Source organism: uncultured Sphingomonas sp., from assembly GCF_913774285.1.
Taxonomy (GTDB): Bacteria; Pseudomonadota; Alphaproteobacteria; order Sphingomonadales; family Sphingomonadaceae; genus Sphingomonas.
Genome location: NZ_CAJYHX010000033.1, coordinates 1 through 23,558, shown reverse-complemented (window position 1 = coordinate 23,558; position 23,558 = coordinate 1). Strand labels below are relative to the sequence as shown.

The window sequence follows — 23,558 nt, the reverse complement described above, 5'->3', positions numbered from 1 at the left end:
CCCTCTCCCGTTCGGGGAGGGCCTCCGCCTTCGTGTCGGGGAGACCGCAGTCCAAAACCTCCGTCATTCCCGCGAAGGCGGGAATCCATTGCCCTGTGCGCTGGGGGCAGGAACCGTGGCCTCAGTGCGAATGGATCCCCGCCTTCGCGGGGATGACGACGGGGGTAGCCGAGCGCGGTGGTGCTTCTCCCGGACGGGACGCCAACAGAAAAGGGCCGCCGCGGGGTCTCCGCGACGGCCCTTTTTCTTTTACCAGCGCCCGATCAGTTCGACGGAGCAAGCTTGGTGTTCAGCACCCAGCCGACATTGTCGTTCTCGTCGGCGACTTCCCACCACAGGCCGTCCTTCTTGCCGGTGGGATAGAGGATCGCGCCGACGGGCACCGTGCGGATCACCTTGCCGGTCGCGGCAGGCAGGGTGCGCATCGCTACCGGCGCCTGGGCGGTGAAAGTCTTGGTCGGCGCCGCCTGTGCGGTGCCGGCATCACCCGGCTGGACCAGGCCGAGCTCGTTGACCATCTTCGAATAGGCATCGATGAAGGCGAGCGTCACGATGCGGCCGATATCGGTATTGTCATAGCCGCCGCCGACCGCGCCCAGGCCGCCGCCGATGAAGCCGACGCCGCCGCCGGCGCCCCAGCTGACGCTGTTCTTCGAGGCATAGCCTTCCTGCGTCGAGATCGTCTCGGTGGTGCGGACGTTGGTCAGCGAGAGGACGGTGTTCGCTTCCATCTTACGCGACTTGATCCCGCCCAGGATGCCGCCGATCGGGCCGCCGATGATGCCGCCGGCCGCACCGGCCACGCCGCTGCCGCTTGCGTTGCGGTTGGACGCCTGCACCTCGGCGACGAGGACGTAGTCGGCCGCCTTGATCTGGCCCTGGCCGACATTGGCGCCGCGCTGGTGGCCGAGATCGCCGCCGATGTTGCGCTCGAGCTGCGCCGCCTGCAGGCCCGAGCCGCGATCGACAAGGTTGAAGCAGCCCGAACGCTGCACCAGTACCTTGAGCAGCTTCTGCGGCGGCGCCAGCGAATATTGCGTCCAGCCGCGGGGATCGTCGCCGTCGACGATCGAGAGCGTGCCCAGCTTGCGTGCGCAATGCGGCACGTCCTGCATCGCCTGTTCCTGCGTGCGCTGGGTCTTGGTCGGCTTGCTCTGGGCGAGCGCGGGGACCGCGCCCACGCACAACGCCATCGCCCCGGCGGCGCCGAGCAACTGCTTCATCATGATACTAAAACCTCCCTGTACAACCAGGCGGCCCGAAGTGGGAAAAGACCGCCCCCCGGCCGCGTCCGTAACAGAATGGATCGCCCCGGCCTAGCGACACCGTACAATCGGGTACTTTGGCTTTTCTCACCAAGCTGCTAACGCGCGCGGAATCATGGCAACCGACATCACCAAGATCCGCAACTTCTCGATCATCGCGCATATCGACCACGGCAAGTCCACGCTCGCCGATCGATTGATCCAGCGCACCGGCGGCCTGGCCGACCGCGAAATGTCCGAGCAGGTCCTCGACAACATGGACATCGAGAAGGAGCGCGGGATCACCATCAAGGCGCAGACCGTGCGCCTGGAATGGAAGGGCCATGTCCTCAACCTGATGGACACCCCCGGTCACGTCGACTTCGCCTATGAGGTGAGCCGCAGCCTCGCCGCCTGCGAGGGCGCGCTGCTCGTCGTGGACGCGGCGCAAGGCGTGGAAGCGCAGACGCTGGCGAATGTCTACCAGTCGATCGAGCACGACCACGAGATCATTCCCGTGATCAACAAGATCGACCTGCCCTCGGCCGAGCCCGAGAAGGTCCGCGCCGAGATCGAGGACGTGATCGGCCTCGATGCCTCCAACGCCGTCCTCGCCAGCGCCAAGAGCGGCATCGGCATCGACGAGATCCTCGACGCGATCGTCGAGCGCATCCCGTCGCCCAAGGGTGATCCCAACGCCCCGCTCAAGGCGATGCTGGTCGACAGCTGGTACGACCCCTATCTCGGCGTCGTAATCCTCGTCCGGGTGATCGACGGCTCGATCAAGAAGGGCCAGCAGGTCAAGTTCATGCAGACCGGCACGACCCATCTGGTCGACCGCGTCGGCGCCTTCCGCCCCAAGATCGAGCAGCTGCCCGACCTCGGCCCCGGTGAGATCGGCTTCATCACCGCCCAGATCAAGGAAGTGGCCCAGGCCCGCGTCGGCGACACGCTGACCGACGCCAAGAAGCCCGCCGCCGAGCCGCTGCCGGGCTTCAAGGAAGTCCAGCCGGTGGTGTTCTGCGGCCTGTTCCCGGTCGACGCGGCGGACTTCGAGAAGCTGCGCGAGAGCATCTCCAAGCTGCGCCTCAACGACGCGTCGTTCAGCTTCGAGATGGAAACCTCGGCCGCGCTCGGCTTCGGCTTTCGCTGCGGCTTCCTCGGCCTGTTGCACCTGGAGATCATCCAGGAGCGGCTGATGCGCGAGTATGATCTCGACCTCATCACCACCGCGCCGAGCGTGGTCTACAAGATGAAGCTCACCAAGTCGGCCGGCGAGGCCGAGGGCAAGGAGATCGAGCTCCACAACCCCGCCGACATGCCCGATCCCAACCGGATCGAGGAGATCCAGGAGCCCTGGATCCAGGCGGTGATCTACATGCCCGACGAATATCTGGGGCCGATCCTCAAGCTCTGCCAGGATCGCCGCGGCATCCAGAAGAACCTCACCTATGTCGGCGGCCGCGCCCAGCTGACCTATGAGCTGCCGCTCAACGAAGTGGTGTTCGACTTCTACGATCGCCTTAAGTCGATCAGCCGCGGCTATGCGAGCTTCGACTATGAGCAGATCGGCTACCGCGCCGGCGACCTCGTCAAGATGGGCATCCTGGTCAACAATGAGCCGGTCGACGCGCTGAGCATGATCGTCCACCGCTCGACCGCCGAGAGCCGTGGCCGCGGCATGTGCGAGCGCCTGAAGGACCTGATCCCGCGCCACCTGTTCAAGATCCCGATCCAGGCGGCGATCGGCGGCAAGGTGATCGCGCGCGAGACCATCGCCGCGATGCGCAAGGACGTGACCGCGAAATGCTATGGCGGCGACGCCTCGCGCAAGCGGAAGCTGCTGGACAAGCAGAAGGAAGGCAAGAAGCGGATGCGCGAGTACGGCAGCGTGCAGATCCCGCAGGAAGCCTTCATCGCGGCACTGCGGATGGGCGAGGAGTAACCCGCCTCACGCCGCCGGGGACGGCGGGGGCGGGAGCCTGCCTTGGCTGCGCTGCGTCGCCCGCACGATCGTGGCGGATCCCAGCACTGCGCTGGCGACGATGGCGGCCACGGCGAGCAGTCCGCCGGTGGTGATACTTGCCTCCAACGAGACGGACTTGCCGATGCGGAGCGTGGCATGCGCGCCCGAAGGCGCGGGGGCGAGCAGGGCGGGCGGGGCAGCGCTGGTCATGCCGCCTTGTACGCGTTGGGCGGGGATTCGTCTCCGTCGCGCGGGCGATTGAGATTACCGAGCGCCGCGAACAGCAGGTGCGGCACCGCCACCACCGACAGCAGCTGGAAGGCGAGCGCCGGATCGATGCCATGGGCAAGATCGACGAAGCGGGGGCTGAACAGCGCCCAGCCGGCACAGGCGAGCAGCGCCAGCAGCGCGGCGGAAAGGCCCGGATGGAGTTGCGCCGTGCAGTGCGCGCCGAATTCGTCGAGGATCGCGATGATGTGGCGGCGCGAATGGAGCAGCGCGAAATAGGTAGGGAAGGCGAGGGTCGGCGGCGCGGTCGCGAGCAGTAGCAGCGCGGCGGCTTGGGCGGCGGCCCAGCGGCGTGATCCGCCCTGCCAAGCCGCCGCGATCGCCACCGCCGCCACCAGCAGCGCGACCGGCGCGACCAGGGTGACCAGCGCGACGGCGAGCCGGCCGGTCGCCGGATCGGTCATCGCCGCGAACAGCGCCGCTACGGCTGCCCGCTGCCCCAGCACCGCCGCGGCGATCGGCGCCAGACCCGCGGCCGTGCGTAGCAGCCGGTCGCGCGGCAGCTCCCAATCCTCGGAAAAATGCCAGGCAGCCAGCGCGAGAAAGGCCAGCATTGCCGCCAGCGGCGCGGCCCACCAGGCGAGCGCCATCGCGGCGGCAGCGGCGACATAGCATGCGAGAAACAACGCCAGCGCGCCGCCGCGCATCCGCCAGCGCTGCCGGGCGGCCAGCAGGTCGTGCCCGCCATGCGGCAGGCCACCGGCGAGCATTAGCAGCATGCCGGCCTGAGTGGCCAGCGGACCGCCCAAATCCATCCCTGCGCCAACGGCGATGGCGAGGGCGATCGCCGCCAGCCAGAAAAGCCCGGGCACCGCCCGGTCCTGCGCGAGGGCGCGGGGCCGAACGGTGCCGTGGAGGGCCGGGTCCAGGGCGGGTGTGCCGGCGGGCGTCACGGATCAGGCCGCGTGCGGCGTGCCGTGCCCTTCCACCTCGGACTTGCGCTGGGCGATCGCGAAGATCAGCAGGCCGACGCCCGCCTTCGCCACCAGGTCGGCGATGGTGTAGCCGATCTGGATCACCGTCTGCGCCTCGGGGCCGGTGATCTGCGCATAGGGCGCCATATAGACGATCGGGTAGAAGCCCCAGGATGCGAAGGTCAGCAGCCGTGCCTGCTTGACCAGGCCGCGCACCGCTTCCGGCTGGCGATCGATCGACTTGCCCAGGCCGCTGAACAGTTCCCAGACGATATAGACGAACGGAATCGCCGAGAGCGTGCCCCACAGCGCGCGGGTGGGAATGTCGGCGGCGATCTCGCCCGGATAGCCGAGCACGATCATCAGCGCGGCGGCGAGGCCGAGCCGCCAGCCCTTCTGCACGGTTTCCTCGCGGGAGAGGCGCATCACCAGCACCAATTCGATCAGCAGCAAGGGAACGGTGAGCAGCCAGTCGACATAGCGATAGGCGTCGTTGAACGCGATGCCGGTCGCGGTGACGACGCCGTTCTGATAATGATAGGCCGATTCCCAGCTCTCGAAGATCCGGAAGTAATGATAGGCCGCGATTGCCGTGACCAGTCCGGAGATCGTTACCGCGTTCTTGTAGGCGGAGGACACCTGGGATCGCCCGAACCACAGGTAAATGGTCGCCGCCGCCATCGTTGCGAAGGTAAACGAGAAGGCGTTGTAGATCAGCGAGTACTGAAATGGGGATACGATTGCGGTCTCCATCAGGTGCTCTCCTTTGGACGAATGCTAACGCCGCGCGAGTCGTTGTGACACGTCGTCTAGCAGGCATTCTTGTTGACGCCGGAATGGCGCTGGCTGTTGCGGCTAAGGACAGTTGATGTACCAAGACGCCGCGCAACAGATTGCGCAGCGTGACGGTACAACTTCTGCAATACCCATACCACTACTAAATCGTTTCTAGGGTAGATCGATACGTACCTAGGGGAGGGGTGGGATTATCTTGCGGTGCAGCATCTTCGGCGCTTGCAACGCACGCGCTGTCCCATCCTGACGCGAATCCGGTTGCCGCGGCGTAGAACCGTTTTGCATGTCGAACGTTATGGAGCCGAACCTAAGGGAACCGAATGTGATCGTAGCAACCTCGCCCTGCCGCATCGTGCCGCGCCCCAGGGGATCGCATCGGGGTGCGATCCTGCGGGCGGCGGCGGTGCTGGGAATCGGCACGGTGTCTGCGCTTCCGGCCGCCGCGCAGGGCTATGCCGCCAAGCAGCTCGGCGACTGGACAATCGCCGCCAGCAAGGACGGATCGGGCTGTTTCATCAGCCGCAGCTTCGACCAGCCCGGCAGCACCACGCTGCTGCTCGGCATGGATCGCGACGGCAGCAACCATTTCTCCGTACTCAACGAGAATTGGTCGATCCGCCCGCAGGACCGGCTGAAGCTGACGTTCCGCCTCACCCAGGGCGGCTATCCCAATCACCAGGCGATCGGCATCGTCGCGGACGGCAAGCAGGGCTTCGTCGCGGCGTTCGATCCGAAGTTTCCGACCTCCTTCGCCGGATCCAAGGCGCTGCACATCGATCGCGGCACCACGCCGGTGGCACGGCTGCCGCTGGACGGCAGCGGCGCGGCGGTGGCGGAACTCCAGCGCTGCGTCGCAGCCCAGCACGGTCCCGCCAAGGCGGCGGCGAGCGACGACGGGATTCCCCGCGATCCCTTCGCCGAGCGCCCCAAGCCGAGGCGCAAGCGGTGACGCGGGAACGATTCGCCCCGTCTCCGGCTCCGTCCGACGGACATCCGGCACAGCCGGACCGAATCGGGATTGTTGCGGGCCCGTTGCTCCGGCTTGGTGAAGCGGCCTTAAGTTTTCTTAACGAGTGAAAGGTGTGTTTATGCGTACTGGTATGAAGTTTGCTCCGGTTGCCATGCTGATGATCGGCGCGGTGGGTCTGAGCGGTTGCGCCACCAAGAAGTATGTCCGCGAGCAGATCGCCCCGGTGAGCCAGCGCGTCGATGCGCTCGAGACGCGCCTCCAGGAGACCGACGGCACCGCCAAGCAGGCGCTGTCGCAGGCCCAGGCCGCTGCCGGCCAGGCCCAGCAGAACGGCCAGCGCCTCGACCAGCTGAACGGCCGTGTCGACACGCTCGACCAGCAGACCCAGCAGCTCTCGCAGCAGGTCCAGCAGCAGAACGCCAAGCCGCGCAAGCGCGCCCGCAACTAAGCGGCGCCTGCCGTACCGGCCTTCGGGCCGCGTGATCCGGGTGGCCGCGCTTCGGGGCGGCCACCCTTTTTATTGAGCGAAGACATCGATGATCCAAGGATTGCTCGCGCTGGCCGGGCTGGCGCTGCTCGTCCCCCCCGCCGCCGCTGTTCCCCTCCAGGATGCCAAGCCCAAGGCCGCCGCCCCCAAAAAGGCCACGCCCAAGAAGGGCAGGCATGCGCCCGCCAAGCCAAAGGCTGCGGCGGCCAAGCCCGACGCGCCCAAGCTTCAGCCTTCGGCCGAGACGCTGCGCGTGCACGACTGGGTGTCTTCGGCTGGTGACAATCACGGGCTGCCCTATCTGATCGTCGACAAGCCCCATGCCGCGCTGTTCCTCTACGACGCTCACGGCAAGCAACTTGCGGCAGTGCCGGTGCTGATCGGCATCGCGCCCGGCGACGATGCGACGCCGGGGATCGGCGCCAAGCAGCTCTCCGAGATCGGTCCCGCCGAGAAGACCACGCCCGCCGGGCGGTATCTCGCCAAGTTCGGCCTTGCGGTCGGCAAGGAGCGGGTGCTGTGGGTGGATTATTATACTTCGGTAGCGCTGCACCCGGTGCCGACTGGGGCGGCGGCGCGCAAGGAGAAGCGCCGCGAACGGCTCGCCTCGCCGACCCCCGACGACAACCGCATCACCTTCGGCTGCATCAACGTGCCGTCCACCTTCTACGCCAAGCTGCTGAGCCCGATGTACAAGGGCAAGGGCGGCTATGTGTATGTGCTGCCCGACAGCAAGCCGATCGAGGACGTGTTTCCCGCACTCCACGTCCAGTCGGTCGCCGCCCGCTGAGGCGCAAGAAAACGCCCGGCCGCTGAGGAGCGACCGGGCGAGGCGGTTCTTCGGGGGGCGAAGACCTAGAAGTTGAAGCGCACCGAGGCAGCGAGCGTGCGGCCCTGCACCGATCGCGCCCAGCCGATGCCGGTGGTGGGCATGCTTGCCTGGTTGATGTCCAGGAAGCCCTTGGCGTTGAACAGGTTGGTGCCAGTCAGCGCGACGTCGATCGCCTTGGTGGGGTGCACGATCACGAAGCCGCCGACGGTGGTGAAGCCCGGCATCTTCAGCTGGTTGATGTCCTGCGAGTAGCTGCTGGTGATCGCCACCACGCTGGTGCCGACGGTGACGTATTTCAGGTCGACCTGCGGGGTTGCCTGCAGCGTCCAGGCCGGCTGGTGGCGCGGTTCCTTGTCGGTCAGGGTCGGGTCGAAAAAGTCCTTGGTGATCTTCGCCTTGGTGTAGGTCGCGCCCGCCGTCATGCTGAACGGACCGCGGCGGATGCCGCCTTCCAGCTCCACGCCATAGGTGCGGTACTTGCGATAGGTCTGCGTCGCCAGGCCGTTGAGCTGGTTGTGGTCGTCGGCATTGGCAAGGAAGGCGGTGGCGTTGAAGGTGAAGCCGTTCTTGCGGAACTTCAGGCCGCCTTCGAGCTGCTTCACGGCGTCATAGGCCTGGCGTGCTTCCACCAGCTTGCCGGTGGCGTTGTCGAGCGCGCTGGTGAACAGGATCTTGTCCGCGTTGACGCGGCCGCCGCGGCTGTAGCGGGCGAAGAAGGCAAGCGGCTCGGCAGCGCGGTAGTTTACGCCGACCGAATAGCTGAAATAGCGGAAGTCGTAATTGACCGGTGCCGGATTGCCGAGCGGCAGCGCCGAAACTCTGGTTTCGGCCGCGCTCAGCTTGCCGTCGCCGTTCATGTCGTAGCTGATCGTGCCGTTGCGCCCGCCGCCGAGATCGGCGCCCACCATGGAACCGCGGGCATGGCCGGTATCGTAGCGCAGGCTGCCGCCGATCGCGAGCTTGCCGACATGATAGTTCACCGAGCCATAGGGCGCCAGGAAGCTGTACTCCATGTCGAACGCGCGGCGCAGCTTGGGGCCGTTGCGGCTATAGGCATAGACGCCGTCCTGGGTCTGCGCGACGCCTGCGGCGTTGGTGAGGTTGACCAGCGCGCTGCGGCCGCCCCCGGCGACGTCGGTCACCATCGAGATCTGCAGCGCGTCGACCGCCACGCTCTGGCTGGCGACATACAGGCCCGCGGTGGTGGTCAGGTCGCCCGCACCGACCTTCCACACACGAGTGGCGCGGAAGTCGTTGGCGAAATGGTCGCCGTTCTTCAGCCGGTAGACATTGGCGAAATAGTTGGCGAGGAGCCCGTTGCCGTTCGCATTCACCGGCACCGCCTTGCCGGCGTTCGGCCCGTTGAAATAGGTGGCCGTGGCCCCCGCGCCGGCGAGCGAAGCGGCGAGCGTCGCGACCGGTGCAACCGTGCTGGGAAAGGCGCGCAGGAAATCGCCCGAGTTCTTCGAGAAGCGCGCGCGGTCGGTGAAGGTCCAGCCCGCGGCATCGAACTGCGCCTCGAACCCGATCGACTTGGACTCGACGCTCTGGCCCCGCTTGATCGCGAAGGCCGCCGGCTGGTTCTGCCCGTCCAGCGTCAGCAGCGTCGGCACGTTCGGCGAGTACATCGAACCCTTGAGGATATCGAAGCCCGGAACGTTGCCGATCACCGGCTTGTCGTTGGTGCCGGTCAGCGTCACCGGGTAGGTGGCATAGCTCGGCGCGCGGTCCTGGAGCAGGCTGCCGTAGAGCCGGACATAGCCGTTCGCGAATTCCTTGGTGACGTTCAGCTTGACCTGGCCGCCGTTGAACGAGGTCATGCCGGTCGCGCGCGGGCCCTCGCCGACGCGGTAGAAGCCGCCGACATGGAAGCGGATCGTCTTGCTGAGATGCGCGCCGTAATCGAGGTCGACGCGCTTTGAATCATAGTCGAGCCCGGTCGATACCTGGATGGAGCCGCCCTCGACGTCGCCGGTCTTGGACAGCAGGTTGATCAGGCCGCCGGGCGAGTTGGATGCGAAGGTGGAGGCCGAGCCGCCGCGGATCGTCTCGATCTGCGCGATGTTGAAATCGGCGCGGAAGAAGCTGTCGCCCGCGATGTTGAACAGGTCGTTGAACTCGACGACGGGCAGGCCGTCCTCTTCGAGCAGCACGTACTTCGAGCCGCCCGAGCCGATCGGCAGGCCGCGCACGGTGTAGTTGTTGTTGCCCTCGCTGACGCCGTTCTCGACGCGGATGCCCGGCATCGTGCGCAGGATGTCGGCGAGCCCGACGGGGCCCAGCTTCTGCGCCTCCGTGCCTTTGAGCGAGCTGGTGGAGGTGGCGCTGTCCAGGCGATCGCGGCCCTTGGCGACGCCGGTGGAGAAGACCTCCTTCTCGGCGGCGGGTTGCGATTCCTGAGGCTTGGCCGCGCGATCCGGCGTCGCCTTGGTCTGTGCCAACGCCTGCGTGGAAACCGAGGTCGTTGCGATTAGCGTCAACAGCAGCGCTGAAATCTTCACCGGTGCACCCTTTATTCGTTACGAATGCGATCCCTCTTGCTGCTCTTATAGGTGGCGCTGATGCCCTAATGATTGCACCAAGGTGCAGTTTGGCGTGCAGTTGCCGCAATGTAGGTATTTTACCGGAGCTGGCAGGCGGGCGCTCTTCCGTCCTTTTGACTTTGCTTCGTGCAAGCAAAATCCTTGCGGTATTTGTTCTTGCGACGCGCTGCGGAGAAAGGCGTCGACGAAGGCTATGCTTTGCTGCTGTTCGGCGCGGCGCCCACCCTATGTCGCGCCACCGGCGCAAGCCATTTTACCGTTTTCTAAGCCGCCTCTGCCATGGTCCGCCCCCTCCGCCGTTTCCGGCGAAGCAGCATTCGGGGAGAGTATCATGCAGCGCCTGCCGCTGATCGCGCCGCAGCCGCCGCGGTTGAGCCTGAGGACCGACGCGCTCCGCGCCATCGAGGCGCGGGGTACCTATTCGAACGGCGGGCCGGTGGTGCGCGGGTTCGAGGCGGCGGCGACGGCGCGGCTGTTCGGCGGGCGGGGCGCGTGCCTCGCGGTCGCCAATGCGACGATCGGGCTGATGCTGGCGATCCGCCATGCGGCGGGGCCGCGTGCCGGGAGCGATGCGCTGGCGCTGGTGCCCGCCTTCACCTTCGCGGCGACCGCGCAGGCGGTGCAATGGGCCGGGCTGACGCCGGTGTTGTGCGACATCGACCCCGAGGACTGGACGATGCGTACCGATGCCGAAGCGGCGGCGTTCGACCGCTATGGCGATCGCATCGCGGTGGTGGTGCCTTATGCCACTTTCGGCGGGAGCCTCGATCTGGCGCGCTACCGTGCCTATCACGACCGGGGCATCGGCGTGGTGGTGGATGCCGCAGCCTCGCTGGGCACGATCGACGCGGACGGGCACCAGTTCGGCACGGGCGCGCCGTTTCCCGTCGTCTACTCGATGCATGCCACCAAGGTCTTTGCCACGGCCGAGGGCGGGCTGATCCACAGCGGCGACGCCGCGCTGATCAAGACGCTGCGGCGGATGACCAATTTCGGCTTCGACGGCGGTCGCTCGGCCGAGGGGCCCGGGCTCAATGCCAAGCTGCCCGAGGTGCTGGGCGTGCTCGCCACAGCGAAGCTGGAGGAACTGGAGGGCATCGCCGCGCATCGTGCCGCGCTCGACCGCGTCTATCGCGAGCGGCTCGGTGGCTTCGCCGATGCGCATGGCTTCCAGTTCCAGGCATTGCGCGGCGCCCGCCCGGCGCTTCAATTCCAGTCGCTGCTGCTGCCGCGCGCCTTTGCCGGGCATCGCGCAGGCATCATCGCCGCGCTGGCCGAGCAGGGGATCGGCGCCGGCCACTATTTCAGCCCGCATCTCGGCGAGCAGCCCTGGTTCCGCAGCAGCTGCGTGATCGATCGCGCGCTGCCGGTCGCCGACGAGATCGCCGGGCGCATCCTCTCGCTGCCCGTCACCGACGGGATGATCGAAGCCGATGTCGACACGGTCTGCACCGCGCTGATCGGCGCCTGCCGCACCGCCGGGCTCGACGGGCTGCGGGTCGAGCGGCGCGGGCGGACGGTGCATTCGGCGCTGATCGTCGGCGGCGGCCCGGCGGGCACGGCGCTGCTCACCGCCGCGACCAAAGGCGACCAGCTGGTGACCTTGGCCGAAACGGGCCTCGCGATCGTCGAGCGCGATGCGGTGCTCGGGCGGGGCGAGATCGGCAGCTATGCGATCACCTCGGACAGCACCGCCGAGACCTTCCTCACCGCGGTGAAGGACAATGTGCACGGCGACATCGCCGCGCTGACCGAGCATCACGCGGGCCGCGAGGTGGCGCTCTATGCCGGGCGGCTGGGCGTGCCGCTGGCGCGCTCGACCCCGCTGCTGGAGGCGACCGGCGCACGGCTCGGCACGCTGGTGGCGCAGCATGGCGGCGTGGTCGCGACGCGCTCGGAGGTGGTGGAAGCGCGCCGCACCCCCCAAGGCGACTGGGCGGCGCGGGTGCGCAACCTGCTCACCGGCGACGAGCGGGTGATGCGCGCGGCGAACCTGGTGATCGCCACCGGCGGTTACCAGGACCGCGCGCACGTCGCCGCCGAGCTGATCGCGGGCGCACCGATCGGTGACCTGGCCGGCGACCGGCTGGTGCTGGGCGACGACTTCCTGCGGCTCGGCGGCCTCGATCGGCTGCGCGCGCGGCTGGTGGGGGTGCGCGCGCCGCGCATCGCCATCGTCGGCGGGTCGACCAGCGCGATGGCCGCCGCGGTGCTGCTGCTCAAGGCGAGCCCGGCGCTGCCCTTGGGGGCGGGGGCGCTGCGACTCTACCATCGCCGGCCGCTGCGGCCCTTCTATCGCTCGGCCGAGGAGGCGCATGCGGACGGCTTCACCGATTTCGGCCCGGACGATATCTGCCCCTTGAGCGGCTTCGTCTATCGACTTGCCGGCTTCCGGTTGGAAGCGCGCGAGTTGGTGCTGCGGATGCTGGGGGTCGGCGGCCGTGCGCCCGATCCGCGTATGGCGCTGTGCCGGCTGACCGGCGAGAACGACGCAGCGATGCGAGCAGAGCTGGAAGCGGCGGACGTGGTGATCGGCGCGCTCGGCTACCGCCCGCGTGCGCTGCCGCTCTACGATGTCGAGGGCGCGCGGATTGCGCTGATGGCGGACCATCCCGGCCGGCCGCGGCTGGTTGACCAGCAATGCCGCGTGCTCGATGCCGAGGGACGGGTGCTGCCCGGCGTCTATGGCCTGGGGCTCGCCTCGGGCCATGTCCCCGACGGGCCGCTCGGCGGCGAGGCCAGCTTCAGCGGCAAGGCCAATGGCCTGTGGCTGTGGCAGAACGATATCGGCCGGATGATCGTCGACCAGATCCTCGCCGATCGGACGCGCGCGGCGGCATGAGCGACACGCCCACCCTGTCGGTGGTGATGGCGACCTATAACGGCGCTGCGCTGCTGCCCGAGACGCTGGCCAGCCTGCAGGCGCAGACGTTCCCCGACTGGGAACTGGTCGCGGTGGATGATGGCTCGCGCGACGACACCGTGGCGGTGCTGCGGGGGCGGGGGGATCCGCGCATCCGGGTAATCGAGAGCGCGGTAAACGGCGGCCCGGTGGTGGCGCGCAACCGGGCCTTTGCCGCGGCGCGCGGGCGCTATATTGCCGGGCTGGACCAGGACGATCTCTGCCTGCCCGAGCGCTTCGCCCGGCAGGTCGCCTGGCTCGACGCGCATCCCAAGACCGTGCTGGTCAGCACCGCCACCGATTGCCTGGTCGACGGGCAGGTGCGGGCGGGGCAGTGGGTGCGGCCGCTGACCCCCGGGCTGATCGACTGGCTGATGCTGGTGCAGAACCCCCTGGTCTGGTCCTCAGTGCTGTTCCGCGCCGAGGCGGCCCGGCGGCTGGACATCTTCGAGCGGCCCGAATGCCGCTATGTCGAGGATTTCGACCTCTACCACCGGCTGCGCGCCTTCGGTCGGATCGACCAGATCGATACGGTGCTCACCCTCTACCGCCAGCATGCCGGCGGTGCCTCGCAGGTGTTCAACGGCACGATGACCGCGCATGCCGAGGCGCTGCTCCGCGCACGGCATCAGGCGATGCTGGGCCAGGGCGCGCCGGAGATTGCCGGGCTGCTGGTACGCTATGTGATGGCCAGGACGCCGGTCGGTGACAGGGTGCTGCTGCGTCGGCTGTTCGACGGCATCGCAGTCCTCCGCGCGCATTTCGGAGAGCAGGGCCATGATGCGGCCACCCTGGCGCGGGTAGATCGGGAGATTTCGCGGCTTTGGTGGCGGCTGTGCCGCACGGCGGTGCGCTCGGGCCGGCTGCCGCTGCGCCATGCGCTTGCCGCGCGTCCGGCGGTGGCGGCGCTGGAGGATGCCCGGCCCGTCGACCTCGCGGCAAGCGGGCTGATCGGCGCCGTCCGCGCGTTAAGACAGCATCGGGTATAAGCGCCGGTTTGCTTGACAGGCTGTCGCCGAGCCGCGAACCGGATCCCATCGCTTCGCCGGAGGTTTCGCGTCCATGCCCGTTTCGCCGACCCCGACTCGCCGCTGGCTGCTCGCCGCGCTCGCCGCAACGCTTGCCGTGCCCGCCCAGGCTGCGCCCCGCCCGCCGCTGGTGCTCGCTGCCGCCAGCCTGCAGGAGTCGATGAACGCGGCGGCCGATGCCTGGGCGCGGCTGGGGCATGCGCGGCCGGTGCTGTCCTTCGCCGCCTCCTCGGCGCTTGCCCGGCAGATCCAGTCGGGAGCACCGGCAGACCTGTTCGTCTCGGCCGACGAGCCCTGGATGGACGCGGTTGACAAGGGCGGGAAGCTGGCCCCCGGCACCCGCGTCGCGTTCCTCGGCAATCGCCTGGTCCTCGCCGGCGCGGCAGCGGACCGGCGCACCGTTCCGCTCGACCGCGCCGGGCCGCTGCTCGCCGCGATCGGGCAGGCGCGGCTGGCGATGGCCGATCCCGACGCCGTGCCCGCCGGGCTCTACGGTAAGGCGGCGCTGCAGAAGATCGGCGCGTGGGACCGGCTGGCCCCACAAGTGGTGCGCGCCGAGAATGTCCGCGCCGCGCTGGCGCTGGTCGAGCGCGGCGCCGCGCCGTTCGGCATCGTCTATGCCACCGACGCGCGCGCTTCCGCCAAGGTGCGGATCGCCGGTATCTTCCCGGCGGCGAACCAGCCGCCGATCCGCTATCCGGTCGCGCGGCTGAAGACCGCCGCCAGCCCCGATGCCGAGCCGTTCCGCCGCTTCCTGATCAGCGCCCGCGGCAAGGCGATCTTCGCGCGCTACGGCTTCACCCCGCTATGAGCCTGGCCTGGTGCTGAGCGCCGAGGAATGGGGCATCGTCCTGCTCTCGCTCAAGGTGGGAGGCGTGGCGGTGCTGGCGGTGCTGCCGCTGGCGTTCGCGCTGGCCTGGCTGCTCGCGCGCGTGCGCTTTCCCGGCAAGCTGCTGCTCGACGCGCTGGTCCATCTGCCGCTGGTGGTGCCGCCGGTGGTGACCGGCTGGATGCTGCTGCTCGCCTTCGCGCCGGCAGGGCCGATCGGGGGGCTGCTCGAGCGCTGGTTCGGCACCACCGTCCTGTTCCGCTGGAGCGGCGCGGCGATCGCGGCGGGCGTGATGGCGCTGCCGCTGATGGTGCGCGCGATCCGGCTTTCGCTGGAGGCGGTCGACCAGCGACTGGAGCAGGCGGCGCGCAGCCTCGGCGCGGGGCCGGTGCGGACCTTCGCCACCGTCACGCTGCCGCTGGCGCTGCCGGGCGTGCTGGCGGGGCTGGTGCTTGGCTTCGCCCGCGCGCTGGGCGAGTTCGGCGCGACCATTTCCTTCGTCTCCAACGTGCCCGGCGAAACCGAAACGCTGCCGCTCGCCATCTATTCGGCGTTGCAGGTGCCGGGCGGCGAGGGGCAGGTGCTGCGACTGGCGGCGGTGTCGATCGCGATCGCCTTCGTCGCGCTGCTGGGCTCCGAGCTGGTTGCGCGGCGGACGGGCAGGGGCACCCATGTCCTTTGACATCGACGTGCGCCGCACGCTGGGCGAGACCGAGATCGCCTGCCGCGTGGAGCCGGGCGCCGGGGTGACGGTGCTGTTCGGCCCCTCGGGCGCGGGCAAGTCGAGCGTGCTCAATATGGTCGCCGGGCTGCTTCGCCCCGATGCCGGGCATATCCGGGTGGGCGAGCGCACCCTGTTCGATGCGGCCGCAGGGGTGGACCTCAAGCCCGAGGCGCGGCGGGCGGGCTATGTGTTCCAGGAGCCGCGGCTGTTCCCGCACCTGCGCGCGCGGGCGAACCTGCTCTATGGCTGGCGGAAGGGAGCGGCGGTGGATGTGGACCGCGTGATCGACCTGCTCGGCATCGCGCACCTGCTCGATCGCTGGCCGCGCACGCTCTCGGGCGGCGAGGCCAAGCGGGTGGCGATCGGCCGTGCGCTGCTGACGGATCCGGCGTTCCTGCTGCTCGACGAGCCGCTCGCCTCGCTCGACCGCGCCCGGCGGGAGGAGATCCTCGCACTGCTCGAGCGGCTGCGCGACGGCATCGGCCTGCCGATCCTCCTCGTCACCCACGACCGTGCCGAGGCCGAGCGGCTGGGAGATCGGATCGTGGCGTTCGGGGACTAGAGAGCGGCGCTCAGCCGATCGCGTTCATGCGCACGGCACGGGTGAGCTGATGGGGCCGATAGGGCTTCGCGAGGAAGACTGCGCCCATCTCGTCGTCCTTGAGCACCGATGGATCGTCTCCGGAGGAGATGATCACATGCACCAGCGGATCGGTCGCGCGAATCTCGGCGGCAAGCTGCAATCCGTCGAGCGAGCCGGGCATGTGCAGGTCCGTCAGCAGGACATCGATATCGTGCCTGGCTGCCAGTGCCAGCGCTTCCGATGTGTCGGACGCCTCCAGAACATGGAAGCCTTCCTCTTTGAGCAGGGAGGCTGCCAGTATTCGGATGTAATCCTCATCATCGACGATAAGGATGGTCGAGGAGAAGTCGTGTCCCATCTTCGCTCCCTTTGCACGCGAGACTGAAATGGAGAGGTGGTCGTTCCACAACCTAAGTTTACTTGACGCGTATTAACCACGTCTTGTCTGGAACTGCCGTTGTCGAACGCTCCTAACGCTTAGTTGCTCCACGGCATGGTCTTAGTACCTAATTGTCCAACCGGTTCGAATTCGGCAGAAGGTGGCTACCGGGACAGTCTCTCAGACGAGCCGGGTCGCAACGGCGCCGGAGCATCCCCCCCCACCAGTTCCGCGCGGCACAAGGAAGAGCCCGCCTTTCCCCTCGGCGGGCTCTTCAGGCCATCGCACAGGGGCCGGTTGGATCGCAGCGATGCAGCGCTACTATTTCCACGTGCACGACGGTGGCGGCACGCTCCTCGATCCCGAGGGCACCAACCTCCAGGACGACGACGCGGCGCTGCGGACCGCAATCGGGTTCGTCCGCTCGCTTCTCTGCGAGGATCTCACCAGCGGTCTTCTCGATCTGCGTGGGCGCATCGAAGTGGTGCGGTCGAGCGGCGAGCTTCTGCGCGTTCTCCCGTTCGCGGATTGCATCTGCGTGCTGTCTGGCCGGGCCTGAATTTGCGCGTGGGGGCGTTTCCCCCAAGCATAGGTTCGCGAGAACCAATCCAGCCCGGCAATTCATCAGGGCAACTAGCGATACGTCAAGACGTTGATGTGCTGGAGGCATTTATGACCAGCTTCGAAGAAGCCACGGTTCTCGTCGTCGAAGACGAGACCTTTGTGCGCATGATTGCTGCAGACGCGCTCGCCGAAAGCGGCTTTCAGGTTCTTGAGGCGCCCGATGCCACGGAGGCGCTCGCGCTTCTGGAGAAGCATGAAGTTGCGGTGGTATTCACCGACATCAACATGCCGGGGCCGATCGACGGGCTCGAGCTGGCGGATATCGTCTCCACCCGGTTTCCGCGCGTGAAGGTGATTGTCACCTCGGGCAAGCAATGGCTGGAGCCGGAAGAGCTGCCCGACGACAGCCTCTTCCTGCCCAAGCCCTACCGGCCGACGCAACTGGCCAAGCTTGTCGGGCAGCAGGCGGGGCGCCTCGCCTAGAGACGGCTGCGCTTGGGCCGTGCTGCCGATTGAAGGTTCGGCCTACGATCTTACACCCAAGCCTCCTCGCTGATTGCCGAGACGCTGGCGACGGGCAGCGCATAGGTGGGGCCCGAACCTCGCGCGGGCGAGGCAGCCCCGCCGCCTTCAATGCGGAATTGGGCCGCCTGCTCCACCAACTGGCCGATCTCGGCCATCAGGTTGCGCGCGGCGGCCGAGGTTTCCTCCACCATCGCCGCGTTCTGCTGGGTGGAGTTGTCCATCACCCGGATCGTCTCGCTCAGCCGCGAGATCGATTCGGACTGCACCCGGTTGTCCGCCGCGACCTGGCCGAGCAGCTTGTGCACCGACTGGGCATTCTCGGAGATCGAGCTGAACGCGCCGTCGACATCCTCGACCGCCGCGACCGCCGTGCCGATCTCGACCTGGGTGACGGTCAGTTGGTCGCGGGCGCGGCCGGCTTCCTCCTCGGCGCGCATGGCGAGCGCGGAGACGAGGTCGGCGACCACGGCGAAGCCACGGCCCGCCTCGCCGGCGCGGCCTGCCTCGACCGCGGCGTTCATCGCGAGCACGCGCGTCTGGAAGGCGATCTTGTCGAGCCCCTCGATCACCGCGTCGATGCCCTTGGCGCTTTCCGACACGCGGCTCATCGCGGTCACCGCGTTGCTGACGCGCGAGCGGCCGGTGCTCACCGCCTCAATCGTCTGGTCGGCGCGACCCACCGTCTCGCTGGCGGCGCGGACCGAGGTGCGCAGGCGCTCGTCGATCTGGCTGATCTCGGCGGTGGTCGTCTCGAGGCTCGCGGCATTGGCTTCGGTGCGGCGGGCGAGGTCTTCCGATGCTGCGGTGATCTCGGTCGAGGCGCGGCGCAGCGAGCCGGCGCCGGTGTGCACCGATCCGATCAGGTCCCGCAGGCTGTCTACCGCGCGGTTGAAGTCCTGCTTCAGGCGGGCGAAGGGGCCTTGCAGGTCGGCGTCGACATGCGTCGTCAGATCGCCGCCCGCCAGCTTCTGCAGGCCGGAGCCGACCGTCTCCACGATCAGTTCGGTGGTCGCCTGCTTCTCGGCATTGGCTGCTTCGACCTGCTGGTTAAACTGCGCGATCGCGCGGGCGAGGGCGCCGAGTTCATCCTGGCGATCGGTTTCGGGCAGCGGGGTGCCGGGCTCGGTCACCAGCTTCTCCACCGTATCGGACAGAGCGATCAGCGGGCCTACCAGGCGGCTGTTGGCAAGGCGCGCGGCATAGAGCGCTCCGCCGATTGCGGCCAGCAGCGTGGCGACCAGCAACCCGGTGGTGATCCAACCGAGAGTCGCGCCGCCCTTGGCCGTGCCGTCGGAATAATGTTCGATGGCATCCGACGCCGCCGCCATCGACTCTTCGAGAACCGAGAACTGCTCGAAGAAGGAGGGCAGCAGGCGCTTGGCCGCGGCTGGATCGCCCGCCGCGGCATCGGCGATCTGCTGGGCGGCGTTCGCATAGCCGACCATCGGGTCGCCGACCTTGGCGGCGGCGGCCTCGATCGCGGCATCCCCCTTGAACGCGACGTCCTCCGCAATGCGCTTGCGCAGCGTGCCGAGATGCTCCTCGAGATCCTTGCGCGCATCCTCCATCTTGATCCCGATGCCGGGCTCGCTGGAGGCGAGGATGGCGAGCACGTCGCTGCGCACCGCGTCGTGCATCATGTCCGCTTCCATATGGTTGCGGAGCAGCGCCGAGGCCGAAGCCTGCGTGTCCAGCGCCGAGCTCAGCAGCCAGGACGAAACGATCCCGGTGCCTCCGCAGAGCAGGAAAAGCAGGATGATAGCGATCGTTAGCTTGCGGGTTGAATACGCGATCGACTGCACGATGTGGCTCCAGGCATTTGGTGCATCCGCAACGGACAGCATCCTCTCAAGGAAAATTATAGACAAGATTCGATAAAGCACAGTTGTTCATCCTAAAACACTGGTCGAGGGGTGATGGGAAGCTTGGTAATGAAGCGGTTTCTGTTCGCCCTGCTGCTCGGATGTACATCGCCGACCTACGTACTTGCCCAGAGGGCAGTAGACGTGCACTTGGTGGAGACGATCGATGTCGCCAGCGTCGCGCGTGGCGGCGACCGTGACCGGACCTATGTGCTCGACGATATCGACCTCACCGCCGATGCGGATCTGGCGCGACTGGTCGGCTGGCGCGGCGCCCAGGCGCATGTCCATGTGATGAGCACGATGGGCGGCCGTCCCAACGATGCGGCGGGCACGCTGCAGGGCGTCGACAATATCGAAGTGGCAAGCCACCATCTCCGGCTGTTCGAAGCCTGGGTGGAGCAGCGCCTCGGGCAGCACGGCACGGTGCGCGCAGGCGCCTATGATCTCAACAGCGAGTTCTACGCCAACGGCGCCGCCGGGCTGCTGATTTCGCCCTCGTTCGGCGCGGGGTCCGAACTCGCCGCCTCGGGTCCGAACGGCCCGTCGATCTTTCCGTCCACCGCGCTGACGGTGCGGGTGGAGCATCGCTTCGATCATCTCGCTTATGTCCGCGCGGCGGTGCTCAACGGCGCGGCCGGCTGCCTGGGAGACCCGCACGGCATCGACTTCAGCTTCCGCCACGGCCTGCTGCTGATCGGCGAGGCGGGGGTGGAGCGGCCCGGCCTCAAGATCGCCGGCGGCTATTGGCGCTACACCAAGCGGCACGACGACTATACCGAGGTCGATGCCGACGGCATGCCGCTCCAGCATGTCGACCATGGCGGCTATGCCATCGCCGAGCTGCAGCTGGCAGGCGGGGAAGGCAGGCGATCGCTCACCGCCTTCGGCCGCGCGGGCATGTCGGGCGGCGCCGCGACGCCGTTCCAGGGCGGCTGGCAGGCCGGGCTCCTGGTCGAGCGGCTCGTCGCCGGCCGCCCGGACTCGCAGGTCTCCTTCGGCATGAGCCGGGGCGTGACCACGCCGGGATACCGCGCGATGCTGCTCGACGAGGGCACGCGGCCCTCACGGGCGGAGACCACCTTCGAGCTGACCTACTCGGACCGGCTCACCAAATGGCTGACCGTCCAGCCGGATCTCCAGTTCATCACCGATCGCGGCGGCGTGGAAAAGGCGCGCGGGGTGGCGGTGGGCACGTTGCGGCTGACGATCGCGCTCTGATCGCCGCCGCAACGCCGCCCCGCGCCTCACGCACGGGCGAGCCGCTGTCGCCGCCGGCGCACCAGGCCGCCGATCCCCGCGAAGCCGAGCAGCAGCATCCCCCAGCTGGCCGGCTCCGGCACGGCGCTGTTGGTGTCGAACCGGATCGGGGTCTGGGTGAGGTCGACCATGGTCGGGCCGGTCACGTCGAAGGTCAGCCCGGTCACGAAAACAGTGGGATTGGTCGGGTCGAGCCCCAGCACAGCATTGATCCCGGCGATGCGGAAGCCGGACACGCCGCCCGCCGCGCTGAAATCGACGAGGAACGGGTTGCCATAGGCGCCGACATGCGTCGCATAGGGATGCACCAGGTCGTCGTGCAGGTAAACGGTATAGCCATCGGGATCGCCGAGATCGGGGAACAGCGCGCTGAGGATGATCGGGCTGCCGAACGACGTGCTGAAGTCATATCCCACGGCCACCACCGGGTCGACAAAGACGCGCTGATTCTGCTGGACCTGGAACTGGAAGCCGAAGCCCGGCCCGCCATTGCCGTTGGTGACGTTGCTGGGCAGCAGGGGCGTGGCCGGGCTGCTGTCGTCGGCGAGCACCGCGCCGCTGCGGATGAAGAATTTGAACACGCCCGCTTCGCCGCCGAGCGCGTTCTTGATGTTGGTGAAGTTCAGCGCGCCGGTGGACGAGAAGGAGCCCGGCAGCGAATAGAAATGGCTGCCGTCGCCGGCATCGAACCCGGCCTGTGCGGGTGTACCGCCCAGGCCGCCCGCCCCGCCGCTCGCGTCGCCGGTGGTCCATTCGAGCCGATTGTAGCGAAACTCGATGTCGAAATCGCCGGGGCTGGTCGCGCCGGCCAGCGTCATCTGGAAACTGTTCAGCTTGTCGCCGTGCTCGCCGAAATAGCCCACATTGTTCCAGGTCACGGTGAAGCTGTTGGGCGATTGCGAGCCGAGATAGACGGCGCCGCACCCGCTGCAGCGGGTGTCCACGTCCGCCCAGAAGGGCGCGATCAGTGGCGCTGCGGCATGCCCGTCGAACGGCACCGGCGTGAAGCTGGAGAGCCCCTGGCCGAAGCTGACATTGCCGTTGTTGTTGACGAAGAAGGATCGGCCCGAATAGCCGAAGAAGTTGATGAGGACGGGGCTGTTCTGCACCGCGCTGAAATTGTCATCATTGGGCTGCAGGACGAGATTGCCATAGCCTGCGGGGCCGCCCATGCCCCCGCGCAGCGTCGCCGCACTCGCCGATGTGGCCACGACGAGCGCCAGCGTGCTCGCCATGGCCGTTGCCATGTTCCGCATGATCCTCTCCCGCCCCCCTGTTGTTCCATTATGGGTAGCAAGGCCGGCGACCTCTGTTGATCCCCATGGCGGCGCAACTGGCTCCGTCCCGGACAGGGTCGCCGCCATGGGGCATGTCGCGCCGTTCGCTTCGGAAAAGAGGGGCAGGGCGCGGCCGCGAAGATGCCGCCGCGCGCAGGTGGATCGACTTCGAACCTTTCCGGTGCAGCCATCGACAAAGAAAAAGCCGCCGCCCGGCATCCCGGACGGCGGCCTTATTCGTGTCACGCTCGGTCAGGCGGTACGCCCCCGAACGGGGCGGATCACTCCGCCTCGTTCAGATACTCGCCGGCATCCGCATCGGTGCCGTGGCCCGAGGGCGCCACCTGCGCCAGGGGGTCATCCCCGGTGCCGCCGGCATCCCGTGCGCTGCGCGCCAGTTCGGCCGCATGCTCTTCCGCCGCGCTCGCCGGAGCGATGAGCGAGGCTTCCTGCATCTTGCGCTGGGCGACGCGCAGCGCCGCATCGCGCGAGGAGGCGGCGACGCGCAGGCGACCCATGCCCGCACCGGTACCGGCGGGGATCAGGCGGCCGACGATCACATTCTCCTTCAGGCCGAGCAGCGTGTCCTTCTTGCCCTGCACCGCGGCTTCGGTGAGCACGCGGGTGGTCTCCTGGAACGACGCGGCCGAGATGAAGCTGCGGGTCTGCAGCGACGCCTTGGTGATGCCGAGCAGGATCGGCTTGCCCATCGCGGGCTGCTGGCCCGGCTGGAGCTTCTCGTTATGCTCGTCCATCTCGTCGCGATCGACCTGTTCGCCCGCCAGCAGCGTGGTGTCGCCGCCGTCGGTGATCTCGACCTTCTGCAGCATCTGGCGAACGATCACCTCGATGTGCTTGTCGTTGATCAACACGCCCTGCAGCCGGTAGACTTCCTGGATTTCATTGACGAGGTAGCTTGCCAGCGCCTCGACACCACGAATGGCCAGGATGTCATGCGGCGCCGGGTTGCCATCGAGAATGTGGTCGCCTTTCTCGATCATGTCGCCTTCCTGAAGATGGAAGGGCTTGCCCTTCGGGATCAGGTATTCGACCGGCTCGATGCCATCCTCGTGCGGTTCGATGATGATGCGGCGCTTGTTCTTGTAGTCGCGGCCGAACCGGATCGTGCCGTCGATCTCCGCGATGATGGCGTTGTCCTTCGGACGACGCGCTTCGAAGAGTTCGGCGACACGCGGCAGACCGCCCGTGATGTCCTTGGTCTTCGCGCTTTCCATCGGAATACGCGAAAGAACGTCACCGGCGCGCACCTTCGAGCCCGGCTCGACGGAAAGGATCGCGTCCACCGAGAGGAGGTAGCGAGCGTCCGTGCCACGCTGAAGCTTGGCGATGGTCCCGTCCTCCTTCCGGATGACGAGCGCAGGCTTCAGGTCCGATCCGCGCGGGTTCGCACGCCAGTCGATAACCTGACGCTTGGTGATACCGGTCGACTCGTCGGCCTGTTCCGAAACCGAGAGACCTTCGACAAGGTCCTCGAACTCCACAACACCGTCCATTTCGGTCAGAACCGGGCGGGTATAGGGGTCCCACTCGGCGATACGCTGGCCGCGACGCACCTGATCGCCATC

At 67.7% G+C, this 23,558-nt stretch carries 20 protein-coding genes and 1 pseudogene; 12 read left to right on the top strand and 9 right to left on the bottom strand.

Going from position 1 to position 23,558, the window contains the following annotated elements; all coding sequences use genetic code 11:
* Positions 1–263: 263 nt before the first annotated feature.
* Complete coding sequence (locus QZ670_RS18415) at positions 264–1,226, bottom strand: CsgG/HfaB family protein (protein WP_294258238.1); 963 nt, start codon at positions 1,224–1,226, stop codon at positions 264–266.
* A gap of 154 nt (positions 1,227–1,380) precedes the next feature.
* On the opposite strand from QZ670_RS18415, the gene lepA reads away from it, so the two are divergent.
* A complete protein-coding gene (gene lepA, locus QZ670_RS18410; protein WP_294258236.1) occupies positions 1,381–3,189 on the top strand; it encodes a translation elongation factor 4 in 1,809 nt (602 codons plus the stop codon).
* 6 nt (positions 3,190–3,195) lie between these two features.
* On the opposite strand, the gene QZ670_RS18405 is transcribed toward lepA, so the two are convergent.
* The 3 genes from QZ670_RS18405 to QZ670_RS18395 form a co-directional block, all read right to left on the bottom strand.
* Positions 3,196–3,420: a hypothetical protein gene (locus QZ670_RS18405; RefSeq protein WP_294258234.1), complete on the bottom strand. Its 225-nt coding sequence runs from the start codon at positions 3,418–3,420 to the stop codon at positions 3,196–3,198.
* Positions 3,417–4,310, bottom strand: a complete 894-nt coding sequence (locus QZ670_RS18400) for a beta-carotene 15,15'-dioxygenase, Brp/Blh family (protein WP_294258231.1) — start codon at positions 4,308–4,310, stop codon at positions 3,417–3,419. Before QZ670_RS18400 ends, QZ670_RS18405 begins: the two co-directional genes overlap by 4 nt.
* Positions 4,311–4,394: 84 nt before the next feature.
* Entirely contained in the window at positions 4,395–5,165 is a 771-nt protein-coding gene (locus QZ670_RS18395; protein WP_294258229.1) for a bacteriorhodopsin-like, read from the bottom strand.
* A gap of 364 nt (positions 5,166–5,529) precedes the next feature.
* Here QZ670_RS18395 and QZ670_RS18390 point away from each other — a divergent pair, with 364 nt between their 5' ends.
* The 3 genes from QZ670_RS18390 to QZ670_RS18380 all read left to right on the top strand — a co-directional run bounded on the left by QZ670_RS18390 (position 5,530) and on the right by QZ670_RS18380 (position 7,454).
* Positions 5,530–6,156 (top strand): hypothetical protein, encoded by a 627-nt coding sequence (locus tag QZ670_RS18390; RefSeq protein ID WP_294258228.1) that lies wholly within the window; start codon positions 5,530–5,532, stop codon positions 6,154–6,156.
* A 139-nt stretch (positions 6,157–6,295) separates the two neighbouring features.
* Entirely contained in the window at positions 6,296–6,625 is a 330-nt protein-coding gene (locus QZ670_RS18385) for a hypothetical protein (protein ID WP_294258225.1), read from the top strand.
* Positions 6,626–6,713: 88 nt separating this feature from the next.
* Positions 6,714–7,454: a hypothetical protein gene (locus QZ670_RS18380; protein ID WP_294258222.1), complete on the top strand. Its 741-nt coding sequence runs from the start codon at positions 6,714–6,716 to the stop codon at positions 7,452–7,454.
* A 65-nt stretch (positions 7,455–7,519) separates the two neighbouring features.
* On the opposite strand, the gene QZ670_RS18375 is transcribed toward QZ670_RS18380, so the two are convergent.
* Positions 7,520–9,997, bottom strand: coding sequence for a TonB-dependent receptor (locus QZ670_RS18375; RefSeq protein ID WP_294258220.1), 2,478 nt, complete (start codon positions 9,995–9,997; stop codon positions 7,520–7,522).
* A gap of 373 nt (positions 9,998–10,370) precedes the next feature.
* Here QZ670_RS18375 and QZ670_RS18370 point away from each other — a divergent pair, with 373 nt between their 5' ends.
* The 5 genes from QZ670_RS18370 to QZ670_RS18350 all read left to right on the top strand — a co-directional run bounded on the left by QZ670_RS18370 (position 10,371) and on the right by QZ670_RS18350 (position 16,084).
* A complete protein-coding gene (locus QZ670_RS18370) occupies positions 10,371–12,881 on the top strand; it encodes a DegT/DnrJ/EryC1/StrS family aminotransferase (RefSeq protein ID WP_294258217.1) in 2,511 nt (836 codons plus the stop codon).
* Positions 12,878–13,930: a glycosyltransferase gene (locus tag QZ670_RS18365; protein ID WP_294258211.1), complete on the top strand. Its 1,053-nt coding sequence runs from the start codon at positions 12,878–12,880 to the stop codon at positions 13,928–13,930. Before QZ670_RS18370 ends, QZ670_RS18365 begins: the two co-directional genes overlap by 4 nt.
* A 73-nt stretch (positions 13,931–14,003) precedes the next feature.
* Positions 14,004–14,780, top strand: a complete 777-nt coding sequence (modA, locus tag QZ670_RS18360; protein WP_294258208.1) for a molybdate ABC transporter substrate-binding protein — start codon at positions 14,004–14,006, stop codon at positions 14,778–14,780.
* A 10-nt stretch (positions 14,781–14,790) separates the two neighbouring features.
* Positions 14,791–15,480, top strand: coding sequence for a molybdate ABC transporter permease subunit (modB, locus tag QZ670_RS18355; protein ID WP_294258207.1), 690 nt, complete (start codon positions 14,791–14,793; stop codon positions 15,478–15,480).
* A complete protein-coding gene (locus tag QZ670_RS18350; RefSeq protein ID WP_294258204.1) occupies positions 15,470–16,084 on the top strand; it encodes an ATP-binding cassette domain-containing protein in 615 nt (204 codons plus the stop codon). Before modB ends, QZ670_RS18350 begins: the two co-directional genes overlap by 11 nt.
* A gap of 10 nt (positions 16,085–16,094) precedes the next feature.
* On the opposite strand, the gene QZ670_RS18345 is transcribed toward QZ670_RS18350, so the two are convergent.
* Positions 16,095–16,463 carry a response regulator gene (locus tag QZ670_RS18345; protein WP_294258202.1) on the bottom strand — a complete coding sequence of 123 codons (369 nt, stop codon included), beginning with the start codon at positions 16,461–16,463 and terminating at the stop codon, positions 16,095–16,097.
* A 331-nt stretch (positions 16,464–16,794) separates the two neighbouring features.
* On the opposite strand from QZ670_RS18345, the gene QZ670_RS18340 reads away from it, so the two are divergent.
* Positions 16,795–17,043 carry a hypothetical protein gene (locus tag QZ670_RS18340; RefSeq protein ID WP_294258201.1) on the top strand — a complete coding sequence of 83 codons (249 nt, stop codon included), beginning with the start codon at positions 16,795–16,797 and terminating at the stop codon, positions 17,041–17,043.
* A 113-nt stretch (positions 17,044–17,156) separates the two neighbouring features.
* Positions 17,157–17,531: a response regulator gene (locus tag QZ670_RS18335; protein WP_294258200.1), complete on the top strand. Its 375-nt coding sequence runs from the start codon at positions 17,157–17,159 to the stop codon at positions 17,529–17,531.
* A gap of 50 nt (positions 17,532–17,581) precedes the next feature.
* Here QZ670_RS18335 and QZ670_RS18330 read toward each other — a convergent pair whose 3' ends face one another.
* Complete coding sequence (locus QZ670_RS18330) at positions 17,582–19,375, bottom strand: methyl-accepting chemotaxis protein (protein ID WP_365894700.1); 1,794 nt, start codon at positions 19,373–19,375, stop codon at positions 17,582–17,584.
* 129 nt (positions 19,376–19,504) lie between these two features.
* Between QZ670_RS18330 and QZ670_RS18325 the strand changes: the two genes are divergently transcribed.
* Positions 19,505–20,656, top strand: a complete 1,152-nt coding sequence (locus QZ670_RS18325; RefSeq protein WP_294258199.1) for a carbohydrate porin — start codon at positions 19,505–19,507, stop codon at positions 20,654–20,656.
* A gap of 26 nt (positions 20,657–20,682) precedes the next feature.
* Here the strand turns inward: QZ670_RS18325 and QZ670_RS18320 are convergent, their stop codons facing one another.
* Complete coding sequence (locus tag QZ670_RS18320; RefSeq protein WP_294258197.1) at positions 20,683–21,942, bottom strand: nidogen-like domain-containing protein; 1,260 nt, start codon at positions 21,940–21,942, stop codon at positions 20,683–20,685.
* A gap of 311 nt (positions 21,943–22,253) precedes the next feature.
* Positions 22,254–23,558 (bottom strand): annotated as a pseudogene (locus QZ670_RS18315) (DNA-directed RNA polymerase subunit beta'); the annotation flags it as partial.

Excerpts from the sequence above, each read along its gene's own strand:
- QZ670_RS18340 (WP_294258201.1), top strand. The coding sequence starts at position 16,795 with ATGCAGCGCTACTATTTCCACGTGCACGACGGTGGCGGCACGCTCCTC.
- QZ670_RS18325 (WP_294258199.1), top strand. The coding sequence starts at position 19,505 with ATGAAGCGGTTTCTGTTCGCCCTGCTGCTCGGATGTACATCGCCGACC.
- QZ670_RS18350 (WP_294258204.1), top strand. The coding sequence starts at position 15,470 with ATGTCCTTTGACATCGACGTGCGCCGCACGCTGGGCGAGACCGAGATC.
- QZ670_RS18385 (WP_294258225.1), top strand. The coding sequence starts at position 6,296 with ATGCGTACTGGTATGAAGTTTGCTCCGGTTGCCATGCTGATGATCGGC.
- QZ670_RS18320 (WP_294258197.1), bottom strand. The coding sequence starts at position 21,942 with ATGGCAACGGCCATGGCGAGCACGCTGGCGCTCGTCGTGGCCACATCG.
- QZ670_RS18335 (WP_294258200.1), top strand. The coding sequence starts at position 17,157 with ATGACCAGCTTCGAAGAAGCCACGGTTCTCGTCGTCGAAGACGAGACC.
- QZ670_RS18395 (WP_294258229.1), bottom strand. The coding sequence starts at position 5,165 with ATGGAGACCGCAATCGTATCCCCATTTCAGTACTCGCTGATCTACAAC.
- QZ670_RS18365 (WP_294258211.1), top strand. The coding sequence starts at position 12,878 with ATGAGCGACACGCCCACCCTGTCGGTGGTGATGGCGACCTATAACGGC.
- modA (WP_294258208.1), top strand. The coding sequence starts at position 14,004 with ATGCCCGTTTCGCCGACCCCGACTCGCCGCTGGCTGCTCGCCGCGCTC.
- lepA (WP_294258236.1), top strand. The coding sequence starts at position 1,381 with ATGGCAACCGACATCACCAAGATCCGCAACTTCTCGATCATCGCGCAT.
- QZ670_RS18380 (WP_294258222.1), top strand. The coding sequence starts at position 6,714 with ATGATCCAAGGATTGCTCGCGCTGGCCGGGCTGGCGCTGCTCGTCCCC.
- QZ670_RS18415 (WP_294258238.1), bottom strand. The coding sequence starts at position 1,226 with ATGATGAAGCAGTTGCTCGGCGCCGCCGGGGCGATGGCGTTGTGCGTG.
- QZ670_RS18405 (WP_294258234.1), bottom strand. The coding sequence starts at position 3,420 with ATGACCAGCGCTGCCCCGCCCGCCCTGCTCGCCCCCGCGCCTTCGGGC.
- QZ670_RS18370 (WP_294258217.1), top strand. The coding sequence starts at position 10,371 with ATGCAGCGCCTGCCGCTGATCGCGCCGCAGCCGCCGCGGTTGAGCCTG.
- QZ670_RS18345 (WP_294258202.1), bottom strand. The coding sequence starts at position 16,463 with ATGGGACACGACTTCTCCTCGACCATCCTTATCGTCGATGATGAGGAT.